The sequence below is a fragment of the Pantoea sp. YR525 genome (assembly GCF_900116775.1).
GTDB classification, from domain to species: Bacteria; Pseudomonadota; Gammaproteobacteria; order Enterobacterales; family Enterobacteriaceae; genus Pantoea; species Pantoea symbiotica.
Map to the genome: position 1 here is coordinate 69,806 of NZ_FPBU01000002.1, position 18,223 is coordinate 88,028.

Here is an 18,223-nt window from a genome sequence, read left to right on the forward strand (position 1 = left end):
TATTTTAATCGGAAGTGGCGTGATTATGGGCTTCCCAGCCCTATTCGACTTATCCATTTGGGTGCTTTCGACAGCTAAAAGCACAAACGGACAATGACGAACAGGCTCATTCCGGGCTGCGCTTGCATATTTATTTAATGATCGGTAATTTAATTGGGTGTTTCTAAGCTTTGAGGTGCCCAATGACAGAATTGATCGATGTAGTGAACAGGAAAACGCGCGGTCGCCCGAAAGTGTTTGATCGGAATGATGCCCTGGACAAGGCATTGATGTTGTTCTGGGCGCATGGTTATGAAGGCACGTCCTTGTCCGATTTGGTTAATGCAACCGGCGCGAAAGCCCCAACCCTTTATGCTGAATTTGAGAATAAAGAGGGTTTATTCCGTGCGGCGATGCAGCGATACATTGAAACCTTCAGCGCACAACGCAACGCAGTGCTTAACGATGATGCATCAGACGTGAAAACGGCAATTGAAGCCTATTTTCGGGCAACCGCCGCGTGCTTCACAGAATGTGATAAGCCAGCAGGCTGTTTCTTCATTTGTACTTCGAGCGCGCTCTCTTCCGGCTCGGAAGAAGTGGCGCAGATGCTAGCTCAGCAGCATCATGCACAGGAATCAGCATTAAAAGCATTCCTTGATACCCGGCAGCAGCGCGGCGAATTACCGCAATGTGCCAATAGTGCAACCTTAGCTAGCTATCTGGCGTGCTTACTTCAGGGAATGTCGGTACGTGCTCGAGAAGGAGCTAATCGTGAGGATCTTGACCAGATTGTGGATACGCAGATGGCAATCTGGCCCGCTCTGGCGGGATATTGTGAGTTGAGCACCAAATAAAATTCAGGCCGACTTCCCTGTCGGCCTGAAATTATTGCCTCTATTCGAATACAGAGACGAGCGAGCGTTAAGGCAGGAAAAACATCGGTTTTAATGCCGCACTCACCGGGCTGTTATCCGGATTTGATGGCATTAAATCCTTCATAGATGCCCACCAACGCTGACACACTTCCGTTTTTGCCACTGCTTCCCAGCGCGCTTCAGACTCAATTTCCACGCTGGCAAACAGCAGATTGCGTTCAGCATCCAGCCAGATAGCATAATTGTGCGCGCCATGCGCTTTTAACGTCTCGGCCAGCTCCGGCCAAATTGGCGTATGGCGACGCAGATACTCATCGTGGCAGTGTGCATGCACCTGCATCACAAAGGCTTTACGCAACATCGCTGCGCTCCGCCTGCAGCGCGGCTTGCCACGGCTTAACGTTGAAGCGTTCACCCAGCGCGATCAGTTGCTCAGTGGTGATGCTTTGACGAATGCCACCCATCGACAGCGCTTTCACCACCACTTCGGAAGATTTCTCCGCAGTGTCGATCAGGCCAAAGGTCTCATCGAGGTTTGGACCGGCGCCAAAGATGCCATGGAACGGCCACATCACAATGCTGTGGTTTGCCATCGCGTCTGCTGTTGCTTGGCCGATTCCGTCAGTGCCTGGCACCATCCACGGCAGAATACCGACGCCATCCGGGAACACCACCAGACATTCGGTACTGCCTTCCCACAGCAGGCGTGTAAAGCGTGCGGAATCCAGATCGACCACATAGCTCAGCGCCATAAAGTTGGTGGCGTGACAGTGCATGATCACGCGATCAACGCCGTTTGAGACCTGCTTGCGCACGCTGTGGGACTGGAAGTGAGCTGCCAGTTCAGAGGTTGGCAGGCCACCATTACTTAAACCCCAGTGGATTTTGTATGACAAGCCTTTGTCATCGACCTGCAACAGCGCCAGACAATCGGTCGGGTCGATCTGTACGTTACGGAAAAACTTACCTGATCCGGTGACCAGGAACCAATCATTGGCCAGCGCTGGAGCAGGTTTGGTCAGCTCAATACAGCGCGGCTCAGTATAGAAATCACCGGCGAAATCTTTAACTTCTTCCGGCAGTAAACGTAAGCTGACGTTGCCGCCGTTACGCTCATCCCAACCCTTCAACCACATGTCGCTGGTCGCTTTAACCATTCCCTGAACAAAAGCGGAAGAGAGAATATTTTGCATGGTGTGTCCCTTAACGTTGACGCAGTGTTTGTTGTTCATAATGACGGACTTCGCTCAGCCAGCTGGCATCAGCAGGGACATCGTGGCGCAGACACCAGGCTTCCCACACCGCTTGCCACGGCAACGATTTTTGTTCTTCCAGCATCGCCAGGCGACCGGTGTAATCCCCTTCGTTCTCTAGCTTGCGTAACTGATCGGTAGGTTCCAGCAGTGCGCGTAGCAGTGCTTTTTTGGCATTGCGTGTACCAATTACCCACGCCGCGATGCGGTTGATAGACGCATCAAAGAAGTCGAGACCTATATGCACCTTGTCGAATAGCTTGTGGCGCGCGATCTCGGTGGCGATAGCCTGGGTTTCATCGTCGAGAATCACCACGTGATCACTGTCCCAGCGCACCGGTCGGCTTACGTGCAGCAGCAGACGCGGCACATAAAGCATCGCCGTGGAGATCTTGTCGGAAATTACTTCGGTTGGATGGAAGTGGCCGGCATCGAGAGTTAGTGCGGTCTGGCGGCTGCTGGCATAACCCAGGCAGAATTCATTGGAGCCCACGGTGTAGCTTTCTGCACCGATACCAAACAGTTTGCTCTCTACCGCATCGATGTGATGCGCAGGGTTGAGCTTTTCACTGATTACTTCATCAAGCGCACTTGCCAGGCGTTGACGTGGTGCGAGGCGATCGACGGTGAGATCTTTCATGCCGTCCGGCACCCAGATATTCATGACGGATGCGGTACCCAGTTGCTCACCAAAGTGTGCCGAGATGCGACGGCTAGCCTTGCAGTGGTCGATCCAGAACTGACGAATTCCTTTGTCGGCATGTGACAAGGTAAAGCCATCGGCGCTCAGTGGATGGGAGAAGCAGCTTGGATTAAAGTCGAGACCCAACTTGTGCGTCTTAGCCCATTCCACCCAGTTGCTGAAATGTTTAGGTTCAATCGCATCACGATCAACCGGCTTATCGCTCTCCAGATAGATCGCATGCAGGTTAAGACGCTTGGCACCTGGAATGAGTGACATCGCTTTTTCAACATCAGAACGCAGCTCATCAGCATTACGGGCGCGGCCCGGATAGTTACCGGTAGCCTGAATACCGCCGGTCAGTTCACCGTTCGGATTTTCGAAGCCGCGCACGTCATCGCCTTGCCAGCAGTGCATCGAGACCGGAATGCCATCCAGCTGTGCCATTACCTGTTCCACATCCACACCGATGGCGGCGTAGCGTTGTTTGGCCAGTTCGAAGGCCTGTTCAATCAGCTTAGTCATATGCAAGTTCCTTAGCAGGTTGGCTGAGCGCGGCAAAGCGTGCCTGATGGGCAGCGAAGGCGCTGTTGTTCAACGGTTCAAATTTTTCTAACGGGAAGTTTTGGCTAATGCAGCGGCGTAAATCGCTGACGTCACGCAGTTCGCCTAAGGCAATGAGCTGGCAGCCGACGTTACCGAGCGTTGAGGCTTCAATTGGCCCGGCTAATACCGGCAGTTGGCAGGCATCGGCACACAATTGGTTTAACAGTGGGTTCTGACTGCCACCGCCCACCACATGCAGCTGACGCAGCGGTGCAGCGCGCAATGTGCCGAGTTCGCCAATCACCTGGCGATAGAGCAAGGCCAGACTGTCAAAGATGGTGCGGGCCAGCGCGGCAGGCGTCTGAGGAACGGGCATGTTCTGTTCGGCGCAGGCGTTCTGAATCTCCTGAACCATGCTGTCTGGATTGATAAAACGGCTGTGATTGGGGTTAACCAGCGCACGACAAGCAGGTTCTTTTTCAGCGTCTTTGATCAGCGAGCAGAGATCGGTAATGTGCAACTCGGTGCAGACACGTTGCAGCAGCCACAAACCCATAATGTTTTTCAGAACACGGTAGCCTTCAGCACCACCTTCATTGGTTATGTTGGCATTGAGCGCCGCCGTGCTGACACAAGGCTGCAAGCTCTCAATCCCCATCAGCGACCAGGTTCCCGAGCTGAGATAAGCGGCATCATCCTGCATTAACGGCGTGGCCAAAACCGCACTCGCTGTATCGTGTGTCGCCACCGCGATCACCGGAATGTTGTTGCCGCTGGCGCTGGTCCAATAACCAACGGTATTGCCTGGCGAGGTTGGTTTACCGAACCATTTAGCCGGTACGCCAGCCCAGCCGAGTAAATCGCTGTCCCATTCACCGCTGTGAATATTGAGCAGTTGTGTGGTGGTGGCGTTGGTGTATTCCCAGTTCATCTGGCCCGTAAGGCGATAGTGCAGATAGTCTGGAATCATCAGCGCATGCTGCACTGTTTCCTGCCAATCTGGCTGCTGTTGATGCAGCGCGTGCAGTTGATAGAGCGTGTTGAAAGGCAAGAACTGAATACCGGTGCGCTGATAGATCGCACCTTTGCCGAGATCATTAATGGCCTGAGCCATATGCCCTTCCGTGCGCTTGTCGCGATAGCTTACCGCCTCGCCGACGCGCTCACCGTTGGCATCGAGTAACACCAAATCAACGCCCCAGGTATCGATGCCGATGCTGTCCGGCACAATACCTTCATCATCTAGCTGGGTCAGCCCTAAACGAATCTCCTGCTCCAGTCGATCCAAATCCCAACAATCATAATCTGCACGGCGCACACGCTGATTGGTGAAGCGACGGACTTCGCGCAGGCTGATCTGCTGATTCGCTGAACTCCATTGTGCGAGCATCACGCGCCCGCTCGATGCGCCTAAATCAATGGCAACAATGTTACGCATACTCATGGCGTGTTCTTCCTGTGATGAGATGACTACAGATTAGAAATCTCTGCTTTTTGCCACCTTCCCCTTACTGCCAGTGCGTAATAGTCGCTGGCACGCTAACAAAGAAGTTCGTGAGAAAGCTCACAGAACCACACAAGAAGAGAGATGTGAGCCTTGCCGCATTTCCGTCAATCACTGGTGAGATCTTGAAAAATTAGCCATTTTCCTGCGCTACTAAGTTGAAAATTCAAGGTAAGGTGCGGGGCGCCTGAGTAGACTCGGCAACAGTTGAGCAAATAAAGAGGCGAATCATGACCGTTCTACATAGCGCAGATTTCTTCCCTGAGGGGAATTACGCCATCGCCATTGAGCCGCGCGTTCCGCAGCAGGCATTTCCGGAGCATCATCATGATTTCCATGAGATTGTGTTGGTGGAGCAAGGTTCTGGCATTCATGTGTTTAACGGTCAGCCACAGGCTTTATCCGCAGGATGCGTGTGCTTCGTGCGCGATCACGATCGCCATCTTTATGAGCAAACGGAGAATTTATGTCTGACCAACGTGCTGTATCGCAGTCCGGCGGCATTCCGTTTTCTCTCGGGTTTGCAGGAACTCCTGCCGCGCGAAGAAGAGGACCACTACGCGTCGCACTGGCGCATTAATCACAAGGTAATGGCGCAGGCGCTGCAAATCGTTACGCAGATGAAGCAGCAAGATGCATGGTCGCTGGAGCGTCACGCACGTCAGGAACAACTTTTTCTGCAACTGTTGGTGTTGTTGCGCGAAGCGGCTCACAACGATCAATCACAGGATCAGGAAGCCCGCTTGCATCGGTTGCTCGACTGGCTCAATGAGCACTACAGTGAAGAGATTGTGTGGGATGCCTTAGCCGATCGTTTTTCATTGTCGCTGCGTACCCTGCACCGCCAGATGAAGCAGCAAACCGGCAATACACCGCAGCGTTACCTGAATCGGCTTCGCCTGTTACAGGCGCGGCATTTACTGCGTCATAGCGATATGCGCATAACAGACATTGCCTACCAGTGCGGATTTGGTGACAGCAACCACTTTTCCACGCTGTTCCGGCGAGAATTTGGCTGCGCGCCCAGAGCGGAGCGCCAGCAGATGCTATAACGGGAGCGTTTCCTCATGTCGCTGATTTTAACGCGCGAAGACTATTTTCCGGCCACCAATCTGCCGATTGCTGTGGCCGAGCGCATGCCGCAGCCCTCCTTCCCTCCGCACCGTCATGAATTCAGTGAAATCGTTATCGTCTGGCGCGGCAACGGCCTGCATGTGTTGAACGATCGTCCATGGTTGATAACCTGCGGCGACGTTTTTTACATTCACGATAACGACTGCCACAGCTACGACAGCGTCAACGACCTGGCGCTGGATAACATTCTTTACTGCCGCGATCGATTTCGTCTTGGCCTTGACTGGAGCCAGTTGCTGCCGCCGCAAGAAGAAGATTCGCCGGGCTGCTGGCGTTTGACCACGCGCGGGATGGCGTTAGCACGTGGCGTGATTAGCCAACTTGAGCGCGAGAGCCGCAAAAGTGATTCGCTATCGATTCAACTCTCCGAAGCGCTGTTTTTGCAACTCGCGCTGATTTTGCGTCGTCACGGTTATGCTGCCGATCGGCCCTGGGCATTGCCTGAAGGTGAGCAACTGGATCTGCTGATGTCGGCGCTGCAAGGTGCCATCAGCCGTCCATTCGATTTGGCAGTGTTTTGCCAGCAGAATCAATTAAGCGAGCGTGCGTTAAAGCAGCTGTTTCGCCAGCAAACCGGTATGACCGTGGGACACTATTTGCGGCAGCTCCAGCTGTGCCAGGCTAAGTATCTGCTGCGTACACAGGATTGCTTAATCAGTGAAGTGGCCGCGCGTTGCGGTTTCGATGACAGTAACTACTTTTCCGTGGTGTTTACGCGGGAAACCGGTTTAACGCCGAGTGCGTGGCGGCAGCGCTTCCTGCCGCATCGCGAACTCTCATCTGAGAAAGTTAAAGCCTGACGCGAGGTGTGCGTCAGGCCTTTTATTAGTTTGCTAATCCTAATCCGACAATGTTGGCGGCAATGATAATCACCACACAACCCAGTGACAGTACGCGCACCGGACGTTGCCCCGCTGACTTCCACTCTTTCAGCACCAGGCCAACCAAACCACCGCACAGAACGTAGAGACTCATATGCAGCATCCAGCTGACAAAGTCGTACTGTGCTGGGATTTTGGCGTGGCCCCAGGCGTAGAAGAAGAACTGCAGATACCACATGGTGCCGCCTAGCACGGCAAACGCGATATTGGCCAGCAGCATCGGTTTGGCGACGGAGAAATCACGGCGAACAGAGAGATCGGTTTTTACTGCCAGACGGATAAAGCAATAAGCCAAATTGACTAATGCGCCGCCGCCCATGATCACCACATAGCTTGGCAACGCCACATACAACGGATTGATACCCAGATTGGCTGCGGCTTCATGCATCGGCTTGGCGGCATCCATCGCAAATGACATGCCCGCGGAGAAGATGCCGCACATCACCGCCAGAATCAGCCCTTTCTTCAGATTGAACTCTTCGGCGTTGATGCCCAGCGCCCGCTCTTTTAACAGACCGGCACGTGAAACAATCGCCACACCAATCAACGCAACAAACACGCCGAGCAGCGTCATACGTCCACCGGTTGAGTTAAATAGCTCAACAAAGCGTCCCTGCAGCAGCGGCGTCATCAGGGTTCCCACCACTAAGGTGATACCAATGGCAATCCCGATGCCCATCGACATACCGAGGTAGCGCATGGTCAACCCGTAGTTGATGTTTCCGATGCCCCACATGGCACCAAACAGAAACACCGGCATCAGTTGAGAGAAACTAAAGCTGCCGTAATATGCCCAGAAGTTCGGCAGTAATACCGCACTCACTGCCCAGGGAAGAATCAGCCACGACATTATGCCGCCTACCGACCACATCGTTTCCCAGGACCACTTTTTCACCTGCTTAAATGGAGCATAAAAACAGGCGGCACTGGCGGCACCCACCAGATGCCAGAAAATACCTGCAATGATGGCACTGTTCATTGTTATTCCTTCGTAAGGTTGAGGCCAACAGGAAACCGGCGGTCTCCCGATTACCGGCAGTCTACGGTGGGCAGCTTTTCGTCAGCCTTTGGATGGCTGCCGGAAAGCGGAGGTTGCTGGCAAAATTCGGTGGGTCGTCAACATAAGGATCACAAAATCGCATTTGCAGGTAGATCACGAGGTGTTTTTTATAAGTCGCTTATTATTCAGCATATTTTTCTATTGTGCTGTGTCGATCAGCACAGTTTTTGATTCACTGCCACTGCAACAGTTAACATGGCAGTCACACAAAGCCGCGCACCAGACTTTCCCCGCAGGCGTTTAATCCGTATAACGTTGGGAAAATCATCAGGACGAAGGATTGAGATGAATACCAAGAGATTGCGGCTACTGCTGTCACAATCAGTGAGCCGCGTGATGCTGGATGACATCCGCGCCATCGTGCCAGCGCAGGCGCTTAACGTCTTTATTAACGGATTAGATGAGACGCACTACGCCACGCTGGATTGCGTACAGAGCGAAGAGAATTGCGCCCTGCTGGCGTCGGTGATTGTGGTGTGGCGCCAGTTGGGTCACATTCATGCGATTCATTATCAAAAAGGTGAGCATCTTCGTCAGGTCGATGACGCCACGCAATTCCAGCTGTTCAGTATGATGAAAACCCATCGCGCGATCGTGCAGATCGCTTAACTCTCGGGATGACTATGAAAATCGGACTGCTTTTCCCTATTGCCATCATCATTGCTGGCGTCAGTTTTTTGGCGTGGTTTATTGCCAGCGGCGCGGCGATGCCGGGTTCCTGACATTTATTTAACATACGTTGAATCGCCTCTAACCCGCTGAAAGCGCGGCATTTCGCCAGGAATGCTGCGTCTGTCGTGCTGTTCTTCCCTTCTTTGCCATCCCTCAAGTCGCATTGGCAATAACAAAAAGGTGCCACACCGCGATCTGTTTCACTCTGCACTTCACAAATCTTTAACGAAACCGATCGCGGAGAACCTGCACATGACAACACACCATCAACATTACATTAATGGCGCGTTTGTTGCCGATCAGAACGACAAGTGGATAGAAGTGATTAACCCGGCAACCGAGGCGTTACTGTCGCGCGTGCCAGAAGGCAGCAAACACGATGCCGCGCAGGCCATCGACGCTGCTGAAGTGGCGCAGCCGGGTTGGGAAGCACTTCCTGCCGTGGAACGCGGCAACTGGCTGCGTAAAATTGCCGTTGCTATTCGTCAGCGTGAGCCGGAACTGACCGCCACTATCGTCGCCGAAGGCGGAAAAACCCAGGGGCTGGCGCAAACTGAAGTGCTGTTTACCGCCGATTATCTTGAGTACATGGCCGAGTGGGCACGCCGTTATGATGGCGAGATTGTTAACAGCGATCGTCCTAACGAAAACATCTTCGTGTTCAAGAAAGCCATTGGCGTCACCACCGGCATTCTGCCGTGGAACTTCCCCTTCTTCCTGATTGCGCGTAAAGCCGCGCCCGCGCTAGTAACCGGCAATACCATTGTTATCAAGCCCAGTGAGCTGACACCTAACAATGCGGCGATTTTCGCGCAAATCATCCATGAAATTGGTCTGCCAAAAGGCGTGATCAACTTTGTTTACGGCTATGGCCCGGAGATTGGTCAGGAGCTGGCAGGCAACCCGAAAGTCGGTCTGGTCAGTTTGACCGGAAGCGTCAACGCCGGTATCGCCACTATGGAAGCTGCGGCGAAAAACGTCACCAAAGTATCACTTGAGTTGGGCGGCAAAGCGCCGGCTATCGTGATGGATGATGCTGACCTCGATCTGGCGGTCAAAGCAATCGTCAGCTCCCGTGTGATCAATACCGGACAGGTTTGTAACTGTGCTGAGCGCGTGTACGTGCAGGAAGGCATTTACGACCGCTTTATCAGCGCCCTGACCACCGCCATGCAGCAGGTGAAGTTCGGTAATCCGGCTGAGCAGAATGATATTGATATGGGTCCGCTGATCACGGCGGCCGCGTTGGAGCGCGTTGAGCAGAAAGTGGCGAACGCGGTCGCGGATGGCGGCAAAGTAGTGCTGGGCGGCAAGCGTGCAGGCAGCAAAGGCTTCTATTTTGAGCCAACTATCATCACGGGCGTGCGCCAGGATATGGAGATCATGCAGCAAGAGATTTTTGGTCCGGTGCTGCCAGTGATGACCTTTAAAACTCTTGATGAAGCCGTAGCGCTGGCGAATGACTGTGAATACGGTCTGACTTCATCGATTTTCACCCAGAACCTCAACACTGCAATGGTTGCCCTGCGTAAGTTGAAGTTTGGCGAAACCTACATCAACCGCGAGAATTTCGAGGCGATGCAAGGTTTCCATGCGGGCTGGCGTAAATCGGGCATTGGCGGTGCCGATGGCCGTCACGGTTTGGAAGAGTTTTTGCAGACACACGTGGCGTATTTGCAGTTCTCGTAATGATCCATGTTCAGGTGCGCATCCCTGCGCACCTGAAATCGTTAAGAAACCCGCTTCTGGCTGCGCAGCAGCGCCAGGCCGCTTAACACCGACATCGCCATCAGATAATAGCCGGGCGCCAGGCTGGTACCCGTCGCGCTAATCAGCAGTGTACAAATCAGCGGTGCAAAGCCACCAAACACCGTCACCGCCACGTTATAGCTGATCGCCATGCCACTGGCGCGCGTACCAATCGGGAACAGATCCGCCATCACTGATGGCACCGTTGAGAAATAGATCGACTTCAGCAGCGCCATCCAGCACACCAGCAAAATCAAGGTAGTTGGCGTGGTGTGATCAACCACCAGCTTAAATGCCGGATAGATGGTAACGATCAGCAGAATCAACGATCCCCACATCAGCGGCACGCGCCCTACGCGCTCTGCCCATAACCCCATGATTGGCGTGACCACCGTCAGAATCACGCCCGCCAACAAGGTGGCGGTAAACGCTACGCTGCCTGACAAGTGCAGGTTTTTAGTGGCGTAAGTCGGCACATAGTTGAGCATGTAGTTCACCGCAGTCGAGATCACCATCAGGCCGATTGCTAACAGCATCAACTCCTTCTGGCGGCCAAACAGACCTTTTAGCGGCGCGGCTTCCGGTTTATGCTCAGCAAAGCTCGCTGGTTCATGCACGTGACGTCGGATATAGATCCCCAGCGGACCAATCAGCAGGCCGAAGGCGAACGGAATGCGCCATCCCCAATCCTGAATCTGGCTTTCGCTGAGAATCTGCGTCAATCCAAGGCCAAATGCCGACGCCATCAACGTACTTGCGCCCTGCGTGGCGAACTGCCAGCTGGCGATAAAGGCTTTACGCTCCGGGAAATGCTCAACCAGGAACGCCGTCGAGCTGCCAAATTCACCGCCGGCAGAGAAACCCTGCACCAGACGCGCCAGCAAAATCAACAGCGGCGCCATCAGGCCAATGCTGCTGTAGCTCGGCATAAAGGTAATGACCGCACCGCCGAGCATCATCAGGTTAATCGATAACAGCAGCGCTTTTTTACGTCCGTGACGATCGGCATAGTTGCCCAGCACAATCGCGCCGAGCGGACGAATCAGGAATGACACGCCAAAACTACCAAAGGTCAGCAACATCGAGACCGACGGATCGCTGGTAGGAAAGAAGGCATGCGCAATGTAGCTGGCAAAAAAGCCGTACACAGCGATATCAAACCACTCCAGCGCATTGCCGATACAGGTGGCGAACAGCGTTTTGTGCAGATTGGGTTTAGCCGCGCTCAACGGCATCGCCGTATTCAATGTACTCATTGGCCACCTCCAACGTGCGCACGATGCCGCGCCACCAGTTCTGTTCCCTGCTCACCGAGGTCCCACAGCAGACGCGTCATAATCTGCAAACCTTCGCGGGCAATCGATTTCAACATATGCTCGTTAACGCCATGCTGGCCGCAGGCGGGATACGAATGCGGCACCCACAAGGTGGGCAAACCGAGAATGTCTGAGAACACTTCATTGGGCAGCGAACCGCCGAGGTTAGGCAGCAGCGCTGGTTTTTTACCGCTGGTTTCCGCCATGCTGGTCAGCACCCAATTGACCAGCGGATCGGTGGGATCAAGGCGTGTCGCGGGCGATCCGCGCATAAACTCCACGTCCACATAGTCAAAACCGTGCTGCTGCAGATGGGCGCGCACATGCTGGGCGAGGTTTTCCCAATCGGTACCCACCACAAAACGCAGCTGACAAACCGCCGTAGCACTGCCCGGAATGGCATTCATTGGACGTGCCGGATTGCCGGTGAGGAATGACAACACTTCCAGCGTGTTCCAGCCATACAGGCGTTCGGTCGGCGTCAGTCCAGGCTCGCCCCAGTTCACGTCAATGTCGGGATCGCCCGGCATGCCGCCGACTTCGATATCGCCGAGAATATCGCGCACCTGTGGCGTCAGAGAGTTGGGTTTCAGCGCCTCAACCTGCAACACGCCCTGCGCGTTGACTAGCGAGGCGATGGCGTTGGCCAACTGCGTACCCGGATTGCTCAACAATCCGCCCCAGTTGCCGGAGTGATAGGCGTTGTCTCGCGCGTTAACGCTCAAACGGAAGTTAACCGCGCCGCGCGAGCCCAGGAACAGCGTGGGACGAATCGCGTTGAGGCGCGGACCGTCTGAGGCAATAAACAGATCGGCTTGCAGCAGCTCGCCATGCTTCTTGCACAACTGCGCCAGTCCCGGCGAGCTGATCTCTTCGCCCATCTCAAACAGCATTTTGCAGTTAAAGCCCAGGCTTCCGCCGCGCAACTGATACACCTGCTCCAGCGCCGCCAGATTGACAGAGTGCTGGCCTTTGTTATCGGCGCTGCCGCGCGCATACCAGCGATCGCCCTCTTCAACCATCTGCCACGGCGATAAGCCGTCGCGCCAGTTTTCATCGTCGCCAAACACCACATCGCCGTGACCATAGCTGAGCAAGGTTGGCAGCTGCGGATTTTCAATGCGTACCGCCACGAGGAACGGTCGATTAGCGGCTTCCGGGTTGTCGATGAAGTGCAAAGTAAAGCCCAGTGCAATCAGCTGCGGGCCGATCTCATCCTGCAAATAACGCTGTAGCTCGCTGTCACGATCCTCGCGCTGGCTTTCGGTGCGTTGCGCCACACGACGCGCCAAAATACGTTGAAATTCCCCGCTGTCAAAATAAGCGGTGGCCTGTTGAACCGCCTGTTGTGCTGTCATGTTTGCCCTGTCTTTTATTGATTTGTCGTTAATTCATATTTGCGGAAACGCTGCTTTGCCACAATTATCAATTTATCGAGTAAGATTTGCTTTTATGGCAAAGCTAGCCTGCCCGATTTCGAGGCATGCACCACCATGAGGCACCCGCATGTTAAGCAGTGAAATCCGCTATTTTCTCGCCGTCGCCAATACCGGCTCGCTCAGCGCCGCCAGCGAACAGCTGTTTGTGGCGGTGTCGGCGATCAGCAGGCAAATTCAGCGACTGGAGAATCAGGTTGGCGTGCCGCTGTTTGCACGTCATGCGCGCGGCATGGTGTTGAATGAAGCGGGCGAGATTTTCGCGCATCACGTACGTAAGAACCTGCTGGATATGGAGTACGCGCTGGCGGAGATTAAGGGGCTAAAAGCGGTGCGCCGCACGCTGATCCGCGTGGCCTGCACCGATGGGCTGGCGTTTACGCTGCTACCCCGTTTGATCGCGGATTTCCGCAATGACAATCCGGGCGTGCTGTTTGATGTGAAAGTCGCCAGCACCCAAGGCGTGGCGGAAGCGCTGCGCAACGGCGAGTGTGACGTAGCGCTGCAGTTTAGTCTGCACGCTGAACGCGGCGTCGAAGTGATGGGTTCGTGGCCGGCACCGGTGTTAATCGTTATGCATCAAACGCATCCGCTGGCGACTGCGCCGCAGGTCACGCTCGCAGATCTTAGCCACTATCCGCTGGCCTTGCCGCAGCAAAACACCACCGTACGACAACTGTTTGAGCTTGCCAGCCATATGAACGGCAGCCTGGTTGAGCCAGTGATGACCTGCGATACCTTTTCGATGCTTTTTCAATTTTTGCTGCGTACGCCGCAGGCGGTGACGATTTGCAGCGCCTTCACCGTGCTGCAGGAGGCTGAAACGCACGGTTTGATTTTGCGCTCGGTAGGCATCGATCAGCTGAGCCAGCGCACTTTGCAGCTGCAGACGCAATCAGGGCGACCTCGCAGTGCCGCCCTGAATGTGTTTCTCTCTTTTTTACTGCAACAGCTGGACGCGTTAGAGGAACCGCTGCGCCAGCGCTGGAAGCCGTAACTCAGTTCTTGATATCCACCGGATAGAAGATGTGTTTACCGAACGGATCAACCTGATAACCGCTCACCGACTTGCGTACCGGCTCAAAGATGGTTGAGTGAGCAATCATCACCGCGGGCATTTGGTCATGCATGATCTGCTGCGCTTGCTGATACAGCGCCACGCGTTTGTCGTGATTCTGCTCGGCACGCGCTTCGGTGATGATCTTCTCGAACGGCTGATAACACCATTTCGATGAGTTGGAGCCGCCATTCGCTGAGGTGCAGCTGTAGAGCGGACCGAAGAAGTTATCCGGATCGCCGGTCGCGGTGGTCCAGCCCATCAGCGCCGCCTGATGTTCGCCGCCTTTCACGCGCTTGAGATATTCGCCCCACTCATAGCTGACGATATTGGCTTTGATACCCACTTTGGCCCAGTCCGCCTGAATCATCTCCGCCATTCGTCGCGCATTCGGGTTATACGGTCGCTGAACTGGCATCGCCCACAAGGCGATTTCGGTGCCTGGCTTAATTCCCGCTTCCTGCAGCAGCGCTTTGGCTTTCTGCGGATCGTAGTCGTAATCCTTCAGATCTTTATCCGCACTCCACACGTCCGGTGGCAGGATATTTTTCGCCACCGTGCCGGTGCCCTTAAAAATGGCATCGATGATTGCCTGCTTGTTGATCGCCATCGCCAGCGCCTGACGCACCTTCACGTTATCCAGCGGCGCTTTGGTGGTGTTGAACGACAGGAAACCGGTATTCAGGCCCGATTTCTGTTGCAGCGTTAAATCGGGATTGGTGCGCATCTTCTCCAGATCGGCCGGATTGGGGAACGGCATAATCTGGCATTCGTTTTTCTCCAGCTTGGCGTAACGCACCGAGGCGTCCGGCGTGATGGAGAAGACAATGCGATCGAGTTTCGCCTTGCCCTGCCAATATTCCGGGAAGGCTTTATAGAGAATGCGCGAATCTTTTTGATACTGCACCAGCTCAAACGGTCCGGTGCCAATCGGCTCCATATCGACCTTCTCCGGCGTGCCGGCTTTAAGCATCTGATCGGCGTATTCAGCCGAATGGATCGAGGCAAAATACCACGCCAAATCGGCGAGGAATGGCGCTTCAGCGTGAGCTAAGGTGATGCGCACGGTATTGTCATCGACCTTCTCAATGCTGGTGATCAGCTTGGCCAGCTCAAGGCTTTCGAAGTTGGCGTAGTTACCGCCGGAGACATTGTGGTACGGGTTTTTGGGGTCCATCTGGCGCATAAACGAGAAGATCACGTCGTCGGCGTTGAAATCGCGCGATGGCTTAAACAGTTTGTTGCTCTGGAATTTCACCCCTTTGCGCAGATGGAAGGTGTAGACCTTGCCATCCGGGCTAATATCCCAGCTCTCCGCGAGGCTGGGCACCAGTTCGGTGGTGCCTGGCGTAAAGTCTACCAGGCGGTTGAAAATCGGTACTGCGCTGGCATCGACGCTGGTTCCCGAGGTGTACAACTGCGGGTTGAAGTTCTCTGGTGATCCTTCAGAACAGTAAACCAGCGTTTTTGCCGAAACCCCGCCCGCGACCGCCAAGCCGATTGCCGTGAGAGTGAGATTTGCCATCATTTTTTTCATCATGATCCTCGCTTTTTATTGACTTCCATGAGTCTGCTTCGTTATTTAATGTTCATCTGATTAATAAATAACATGATTTAACCAGCACGCGTACTACAGACGCCGCAATGCTAATAAGGAATTGTGATGACAGACCAACTTGCCAGCCAATTGACCCAGCGTTTCTACCGTTATCTGTCGGTTTCCAGCCAGAGCGATGCCAAATCAACCACGCTGCCGAGTACGCCGTCCCAACATGCGATGGCGGAGTTACTGGCAAAAGAGCTGGGCGAACTGGGATTGCAGGATATCGTGATTGACCAGCACGCCACGGTCACGGCGGTGAAACCCGGCAATCGTCCTGATGCGCCGCGCATCGGTTTTATCACTCATATCGATACCGTGGATGTTGGCCTGTCACCGGACATCCATCCGCAAACGCTCACGTTCACCGGCGAAGATTTGTGCCTTAACAGCACGCAGGACATCTGGCTGCGCGTGGCAGAACATCCGGAAATCAAACCTTATCTTGGTCAGAATATTATCTTCAGCGACGGTACCAGCGTGTTGGGCGCTGATAACAAAGCCGCAGTCACGGTGGTGATGACGCTGCTGGAGAACCTGCGCGGCGATCACGGTGATATCGTGGTGGCGTTTGTGCCCGATGAAGAGATTGGCCTGCGCGGCGCCAAAGCGCTCGATCTGGAGCAGCGCTTCAACGTCGATTTCGCCTGGACTATCGACTGCTGCGAATTGGGTGAAGTGGTGTATGAAAACTTCAATGCCGCCGCCGCTGAGCTGGTGTTCACCGGCGTGCCAGCGCATCCGATGTCGGGCAAAGGCGTATTGGTCAATCCGTTGCTGATGGCGCATGACTTCATCTCCCGCTTTGATCGTTTAAAAACCCCTGAACATACTGAAGGCCGCGAAGGCTATATCTGGTTTAACGATATGAATGCCAACGCCAGCCGCGCGGTGTTAAAAGCCTCGATTCGTGATTTTGATTTGCAGGGCTTTGATGCGAAGAAACAGCAACTGGTGGAAGTGGCCGACGAAATTGCCGCGCGTTATCCCACCGGCCATGTGGCGCTGACGATTAACGACACTTACAGCAATATCAGTAATGCGATTGGTGAGGATCGTCGCGCGATTGATTTGATTTTTGCCGCGCTGCAGCAGGTGGGCGTGGAGCCGAAAGTGATCCCGATGCGCGGCGGCACCGACGGCGCAGCGCTGTCGGCGAAAGGATTACTGACGCCGAACTTCTTCACCGGCGCGCACAATTTCCATTCGCGCTTTGAGTTTTTGCCGGTTCCCTCGTTTGTGAAGTCGTATCAAGTTGCTGAAGCGCTGTGTTATTTAGCCGCGAAATAATGCAGAAAGCTCGCGACGACCTCAATCCACCCGTAGGGTCGCCATTCATGGCGACCTGATTGCATTTTTCTTCAGGATTGCCATTCGTGCGGGCGCTGACACATCTGCTGCGTCACGGGCCGTCCTCGCGCCGCTAGCGCGGTGCCTTCGGCTTCCACGTCGTGCCAACGGACCGTTCGCGGATCGGCCGTCCTGGCCGGCCCCGAACTGCCTCACGCATCCATGCGTGAGGCTCCTGGCCCAACGTAAAAGCCTCAGCGCTGCGGATAGCCCTTTTGCCGCAGCAGACGTGCCAGCGCCTTTGGAAAATGTGCCCCTTTCAACAAAACGCACTGAAGCTTCATCCCCGGCCTGCGCAAACACCGTTGGTTAAACCGGCAAGCATTACGCGACCTGTTTTACGTTATTTGCTAGCTGAAACATCAATCCCAGGGAAGAACTTCGCTGCCAGCTTGGTAACGGTGCCATCGGTTTGCACTTTGGTGATTGCCGCATCCAGCTCTTGTTTCAGTTTGGCATCGCCTTTACGCAGGCCAAAACCAATACCGGTACCGAGAATGGTGTCATCTTCCACCGGCTTGCCGACAAAGGCGAAACCTTTACCCTGCGGCTTTTCGAGGAAGCCTGATTGACCCGCAGCAGACATCACCAGCGTACCGTCAAGACGACCCGCAACCATGTCGTTGTAAACCTGGTTCTGATCCTGATAAGAAGTCACCGTAACGCCCTGCGCTTCCCAGTGTTTCTTGGCATAGGTTTCCTGAATCGAACCCTGCAGCACACCGATGTTTTTGCCTTTCAGTGATTCGGCGGTTGGCAGCAGCTTCTCGCCCTCTTTCACGATCAGCATGGTTGGAATGCGGTAGATCGGCTTAGTGAAGTCGATGCTTTTCGCACGCGCTTCGGTGATGTTCATCGCGGAGTTGATGGCATCAAATTTTTTCGCCTGCAGAGCTGGAATCAGCGCATCGAAGCTGCTTTCCACCCACTTACAGTCGAAGTGACCTACCTGACAAATCGCTTTACCCAGTTCGATATCGAAACCTTCCAGTTCGCCCTGCGCGTTGCGGCTCTCAAATGGCGGATACTGCGATTCCAAACCATAGCGTAAGGTTTCCTGCGCCAGCGCGTGCGCCGAGGTCAGCATGCCCAGAGCGACAAACAGTGCGTTCAATTTTTTCATTAT

Annotated in this window: 17 protein-coding genes; 8 read left to right on the top strand and 9 right to left on the bottom strand. The window is 54.4% G+C overall.

All coding sequences use genetic code 11. From position 1 onward, the window contains the following. Positions 1–182 precede the first annotated feature (182 nt). Positions 183–836, top strand: coding sequence for a TetR/AcrR family transcriptional regulator (locus BM323_RS03840; RefSeq protein ID WP_008108880.1), 654 nt, complete (start codon positions 183–185; stop codon positions 834–836). 67 nt (positions 837–903) lie between these two features. Here the strand turns inward: BM323_RS03840 and rhaM are convergent, their stop codons facing one another. Genes rhaM through rhaB form a run of 4 tightly spaced genes read right to left on the bottom strand, consistent with a single transcriptional unit; the run spans position 904 to position 4,782 of the window. After that, positions 904–1,218, bottom strand: coding sequence for an L-rhamnose mutarotase (gene rhaM, locus BM323_RS03845; protein WP_008108878.1), 315 nt, complete (start codon positions 1,216–1,218; stop codon positions 904–906). Beyond that, positions 1,208–2,050, bottom strand: coding sequence for a rhamnulose-1-phosphate aldolase (gene rhaD / locus BM323_RS03850; RefSeq protein ID WP_008108876.1), 843 nt, complete (start codon positions 2,048–2,050; stop codon positions 1,208–1,210). The genes rhaM and rhaD overlap by 11 nt, the downstream gene beginning before the upstream one ends. Positions 2,051–2,060: 10 nt before the next feature. Next, the gene (locus BM323_RS03855; RefSeq protein ID WP_008108874.1) at positions 2,061–3,317 is read right to left on the bottom strand and encodes an L-rhamnose isomerase; all 1,257 of its coding nucleotides are present in this window, start codon (positions 3,315–3,317) and stop codon (positions 2,061–2,063) included. Then, entirely contained in the window at positions 3,310–4,782 is a 1,473-nt protein-coding gene (gene rhaB / locus BM323_RS03860) for a rhamnulokinase (protein WP_008108873.1), read from the bottom strand. Before rhaB ends, BM323_RS03855 begins: the two co-directional genes overlap by 8 nt. Before the next feature lie 290 nt (positions 4,783–5,072). On the opposite strand from rhaB, the gene rhaS reads away from it, so the two are divergent. Together rhaS and rhaR are read left to right on the top strand one after the other, a co-directional pair. Continuing rightward, the gene (rhaS, locus tag BM323_RS03865; protein ID WP_008108870.1) at positions 5,073–5,894 is read left to right on the top strand and encodes an HTH-type transcriptional activator RhaS; all 822 of its coding nucleotides are present in this window, start codon (positions 5,073–5,075) and stop codon (positions 5,892–5,894) included. 15 nt (positions 5,895–5,909) lie between these two features. Continuing rightward, on the top strand, positions 5,910–6,776 hold the full coding sequence (gene rhaR / locus BM323_RS03870) for an HTH-type transcriptional activator RhaR (protein WP_008108868.1): 867 nt from the start codon (positions 5,910–5,912) through the stop codon (positions 6,774–6,776). Between the two features lie 25 nt (positions 6,777–6,801). Here rhaR and rhaT read toward each other — a convergent pair whose 3' ends face one another. Further along, entirely contained in the window at positions 6,802–7,836 is a 1,035-nt protein-coding gene (rhaT, locus tag BM323_RS03875; RefSeq protein ID WP_008108866.1) for an L-rhamnose/proton symporter RhaT, read from the bottom strand. A 366-nt stretch (positions 7,837–8,202) separates the two neighbouring features. Between rhaT and BM323_RS03880 the strand changes: the two genes are divergently transcribed. The 3 genes from BM323_RS03880 to aldA all read left to right on the top strand — a co-directional run bounded on the left by BM323_RS03880 (position 8,203) and on the right by aldA (position 10,278). After that, on the top strand, positions 8,203–8,526 hold the full coding sequence (locus BM323_RS03880; protein WP_008108864.1) for a hypothetical protein: 324 nt from the start codon (positions 8,203–8,205) through the stop codon (positions 8,524–8,526). A gap of 14 nt (positions 8,527–8,540) precedes the next feature. After that, positions 8,541–8,639, top strand: a complete 99-nt coding sequence (locus BM323_RS24230) for a YoaK family small membrane protein (RefSeq protein ID WP_008108862.1) — start codon at positions 8,541–8,543, stop codon at positions 8,637–8,639. Between the two features lie 202 nt (positions 8,640–8,841). Further along, complete coding sequence (gene aldA, locus BM323_RS03885; RefSeq protein ID WP_008108859.1) at positions 8,842–10,278, top strand: aldehyde dehydrogenase; 1,437 nt, start codon at positions 8,842–8,844, stop codon at positions 10,276–10,278. A 41-nt stretch (positions 10,279–10,319) separates the two neighbouring features. Here aldA and BM323_RS03890 read toward each other — a convergent pair whose 3' ends face one another. Next, on the bottom strand, positions 10,320–11,594 hold the full coding sequence (locus tag BM323_RS03890; protein WP_008108858.1) for an MFS transporter: 1,275 nt from the start codon (positions 11,592–11,594) through the stop codon (positions 10,320–10,322). Continuing rightward, on the bottom strand, positions 11,591–13,012 hold the full coding sequence (locus BM323_RS03895) for a M20 family metallopeptidase (RefSeq protein ID WP_008108856.1): 1,422 nt from the start codon (positions 13,010–13,012) through the stop codon (positions 11,591–11,593). Before BM323_RS03895 ends, BM323_RS03890 begins: the two co-directional genes overlap by 4 nt. Before the next feature lie 148 nt (positions 13,013–13,160). On the opposite strand from BM323_RS03895, the gene BM323_RS03900 reads away from it, so the two are divergent. Then, complete coding sequence (locus tag BM323_RS03900) at positions 13,161–14,087, top strand: LysR family transcriptional regulator (protein WP_008108854.1); 927 nt, start codon at positions 13,161–13,163, stop codon at positions 14,085–14,087. Between the two features lies 1 nt (position 14,088). Here BM323_RS03900 and BM323_RS03905 read toward each other — a convergent pair whose 3' ends face one another. After that, positions 14,089–15,684, bottom strand: a complete 1,596-nt coding sequence (locus BM323_RS03905) for an ABC transporter substrate-binding protein (protein ID WP_008108853.1) — start codon at positions 15,682–15,684, stop codon at positions 14,089–14,091. Positions 15,685–15,810: 126 nt separating this feature from the next. Between BM323_RS03905 and pepT the strand changes: the two genes are divergently transcribed. Further along, on the top strand, positions 15,811–17,037 hold the full coding sequence (gene pepT / locus BM323_RS03910; protein ID WP_008108851.1) for a peptidase T: 1,227 nt from the start codon (positions 15,811–15,813) through the stop codon (positions 17,035–17,037). A 403-nt stretch (positions 17,038–17,440) separates the two neighbouring features. Here pepT and BM323_RS03915 read toward each other — a convergent pair whose 3' ends face one another. Continuing rightward, positions 17,441–18,220, bottom strand: a complete 780-nt coding sequence (locus BM323_RS03915; RefSeq protein WP_008106371.1) for a transporter substrate-binding domain-containing protein — start codon at positions 18,218–18,220, stop codon at positions 17,441–17,443. Positions 18,221–18,223 lie beyond the last annotated feature (3 nt).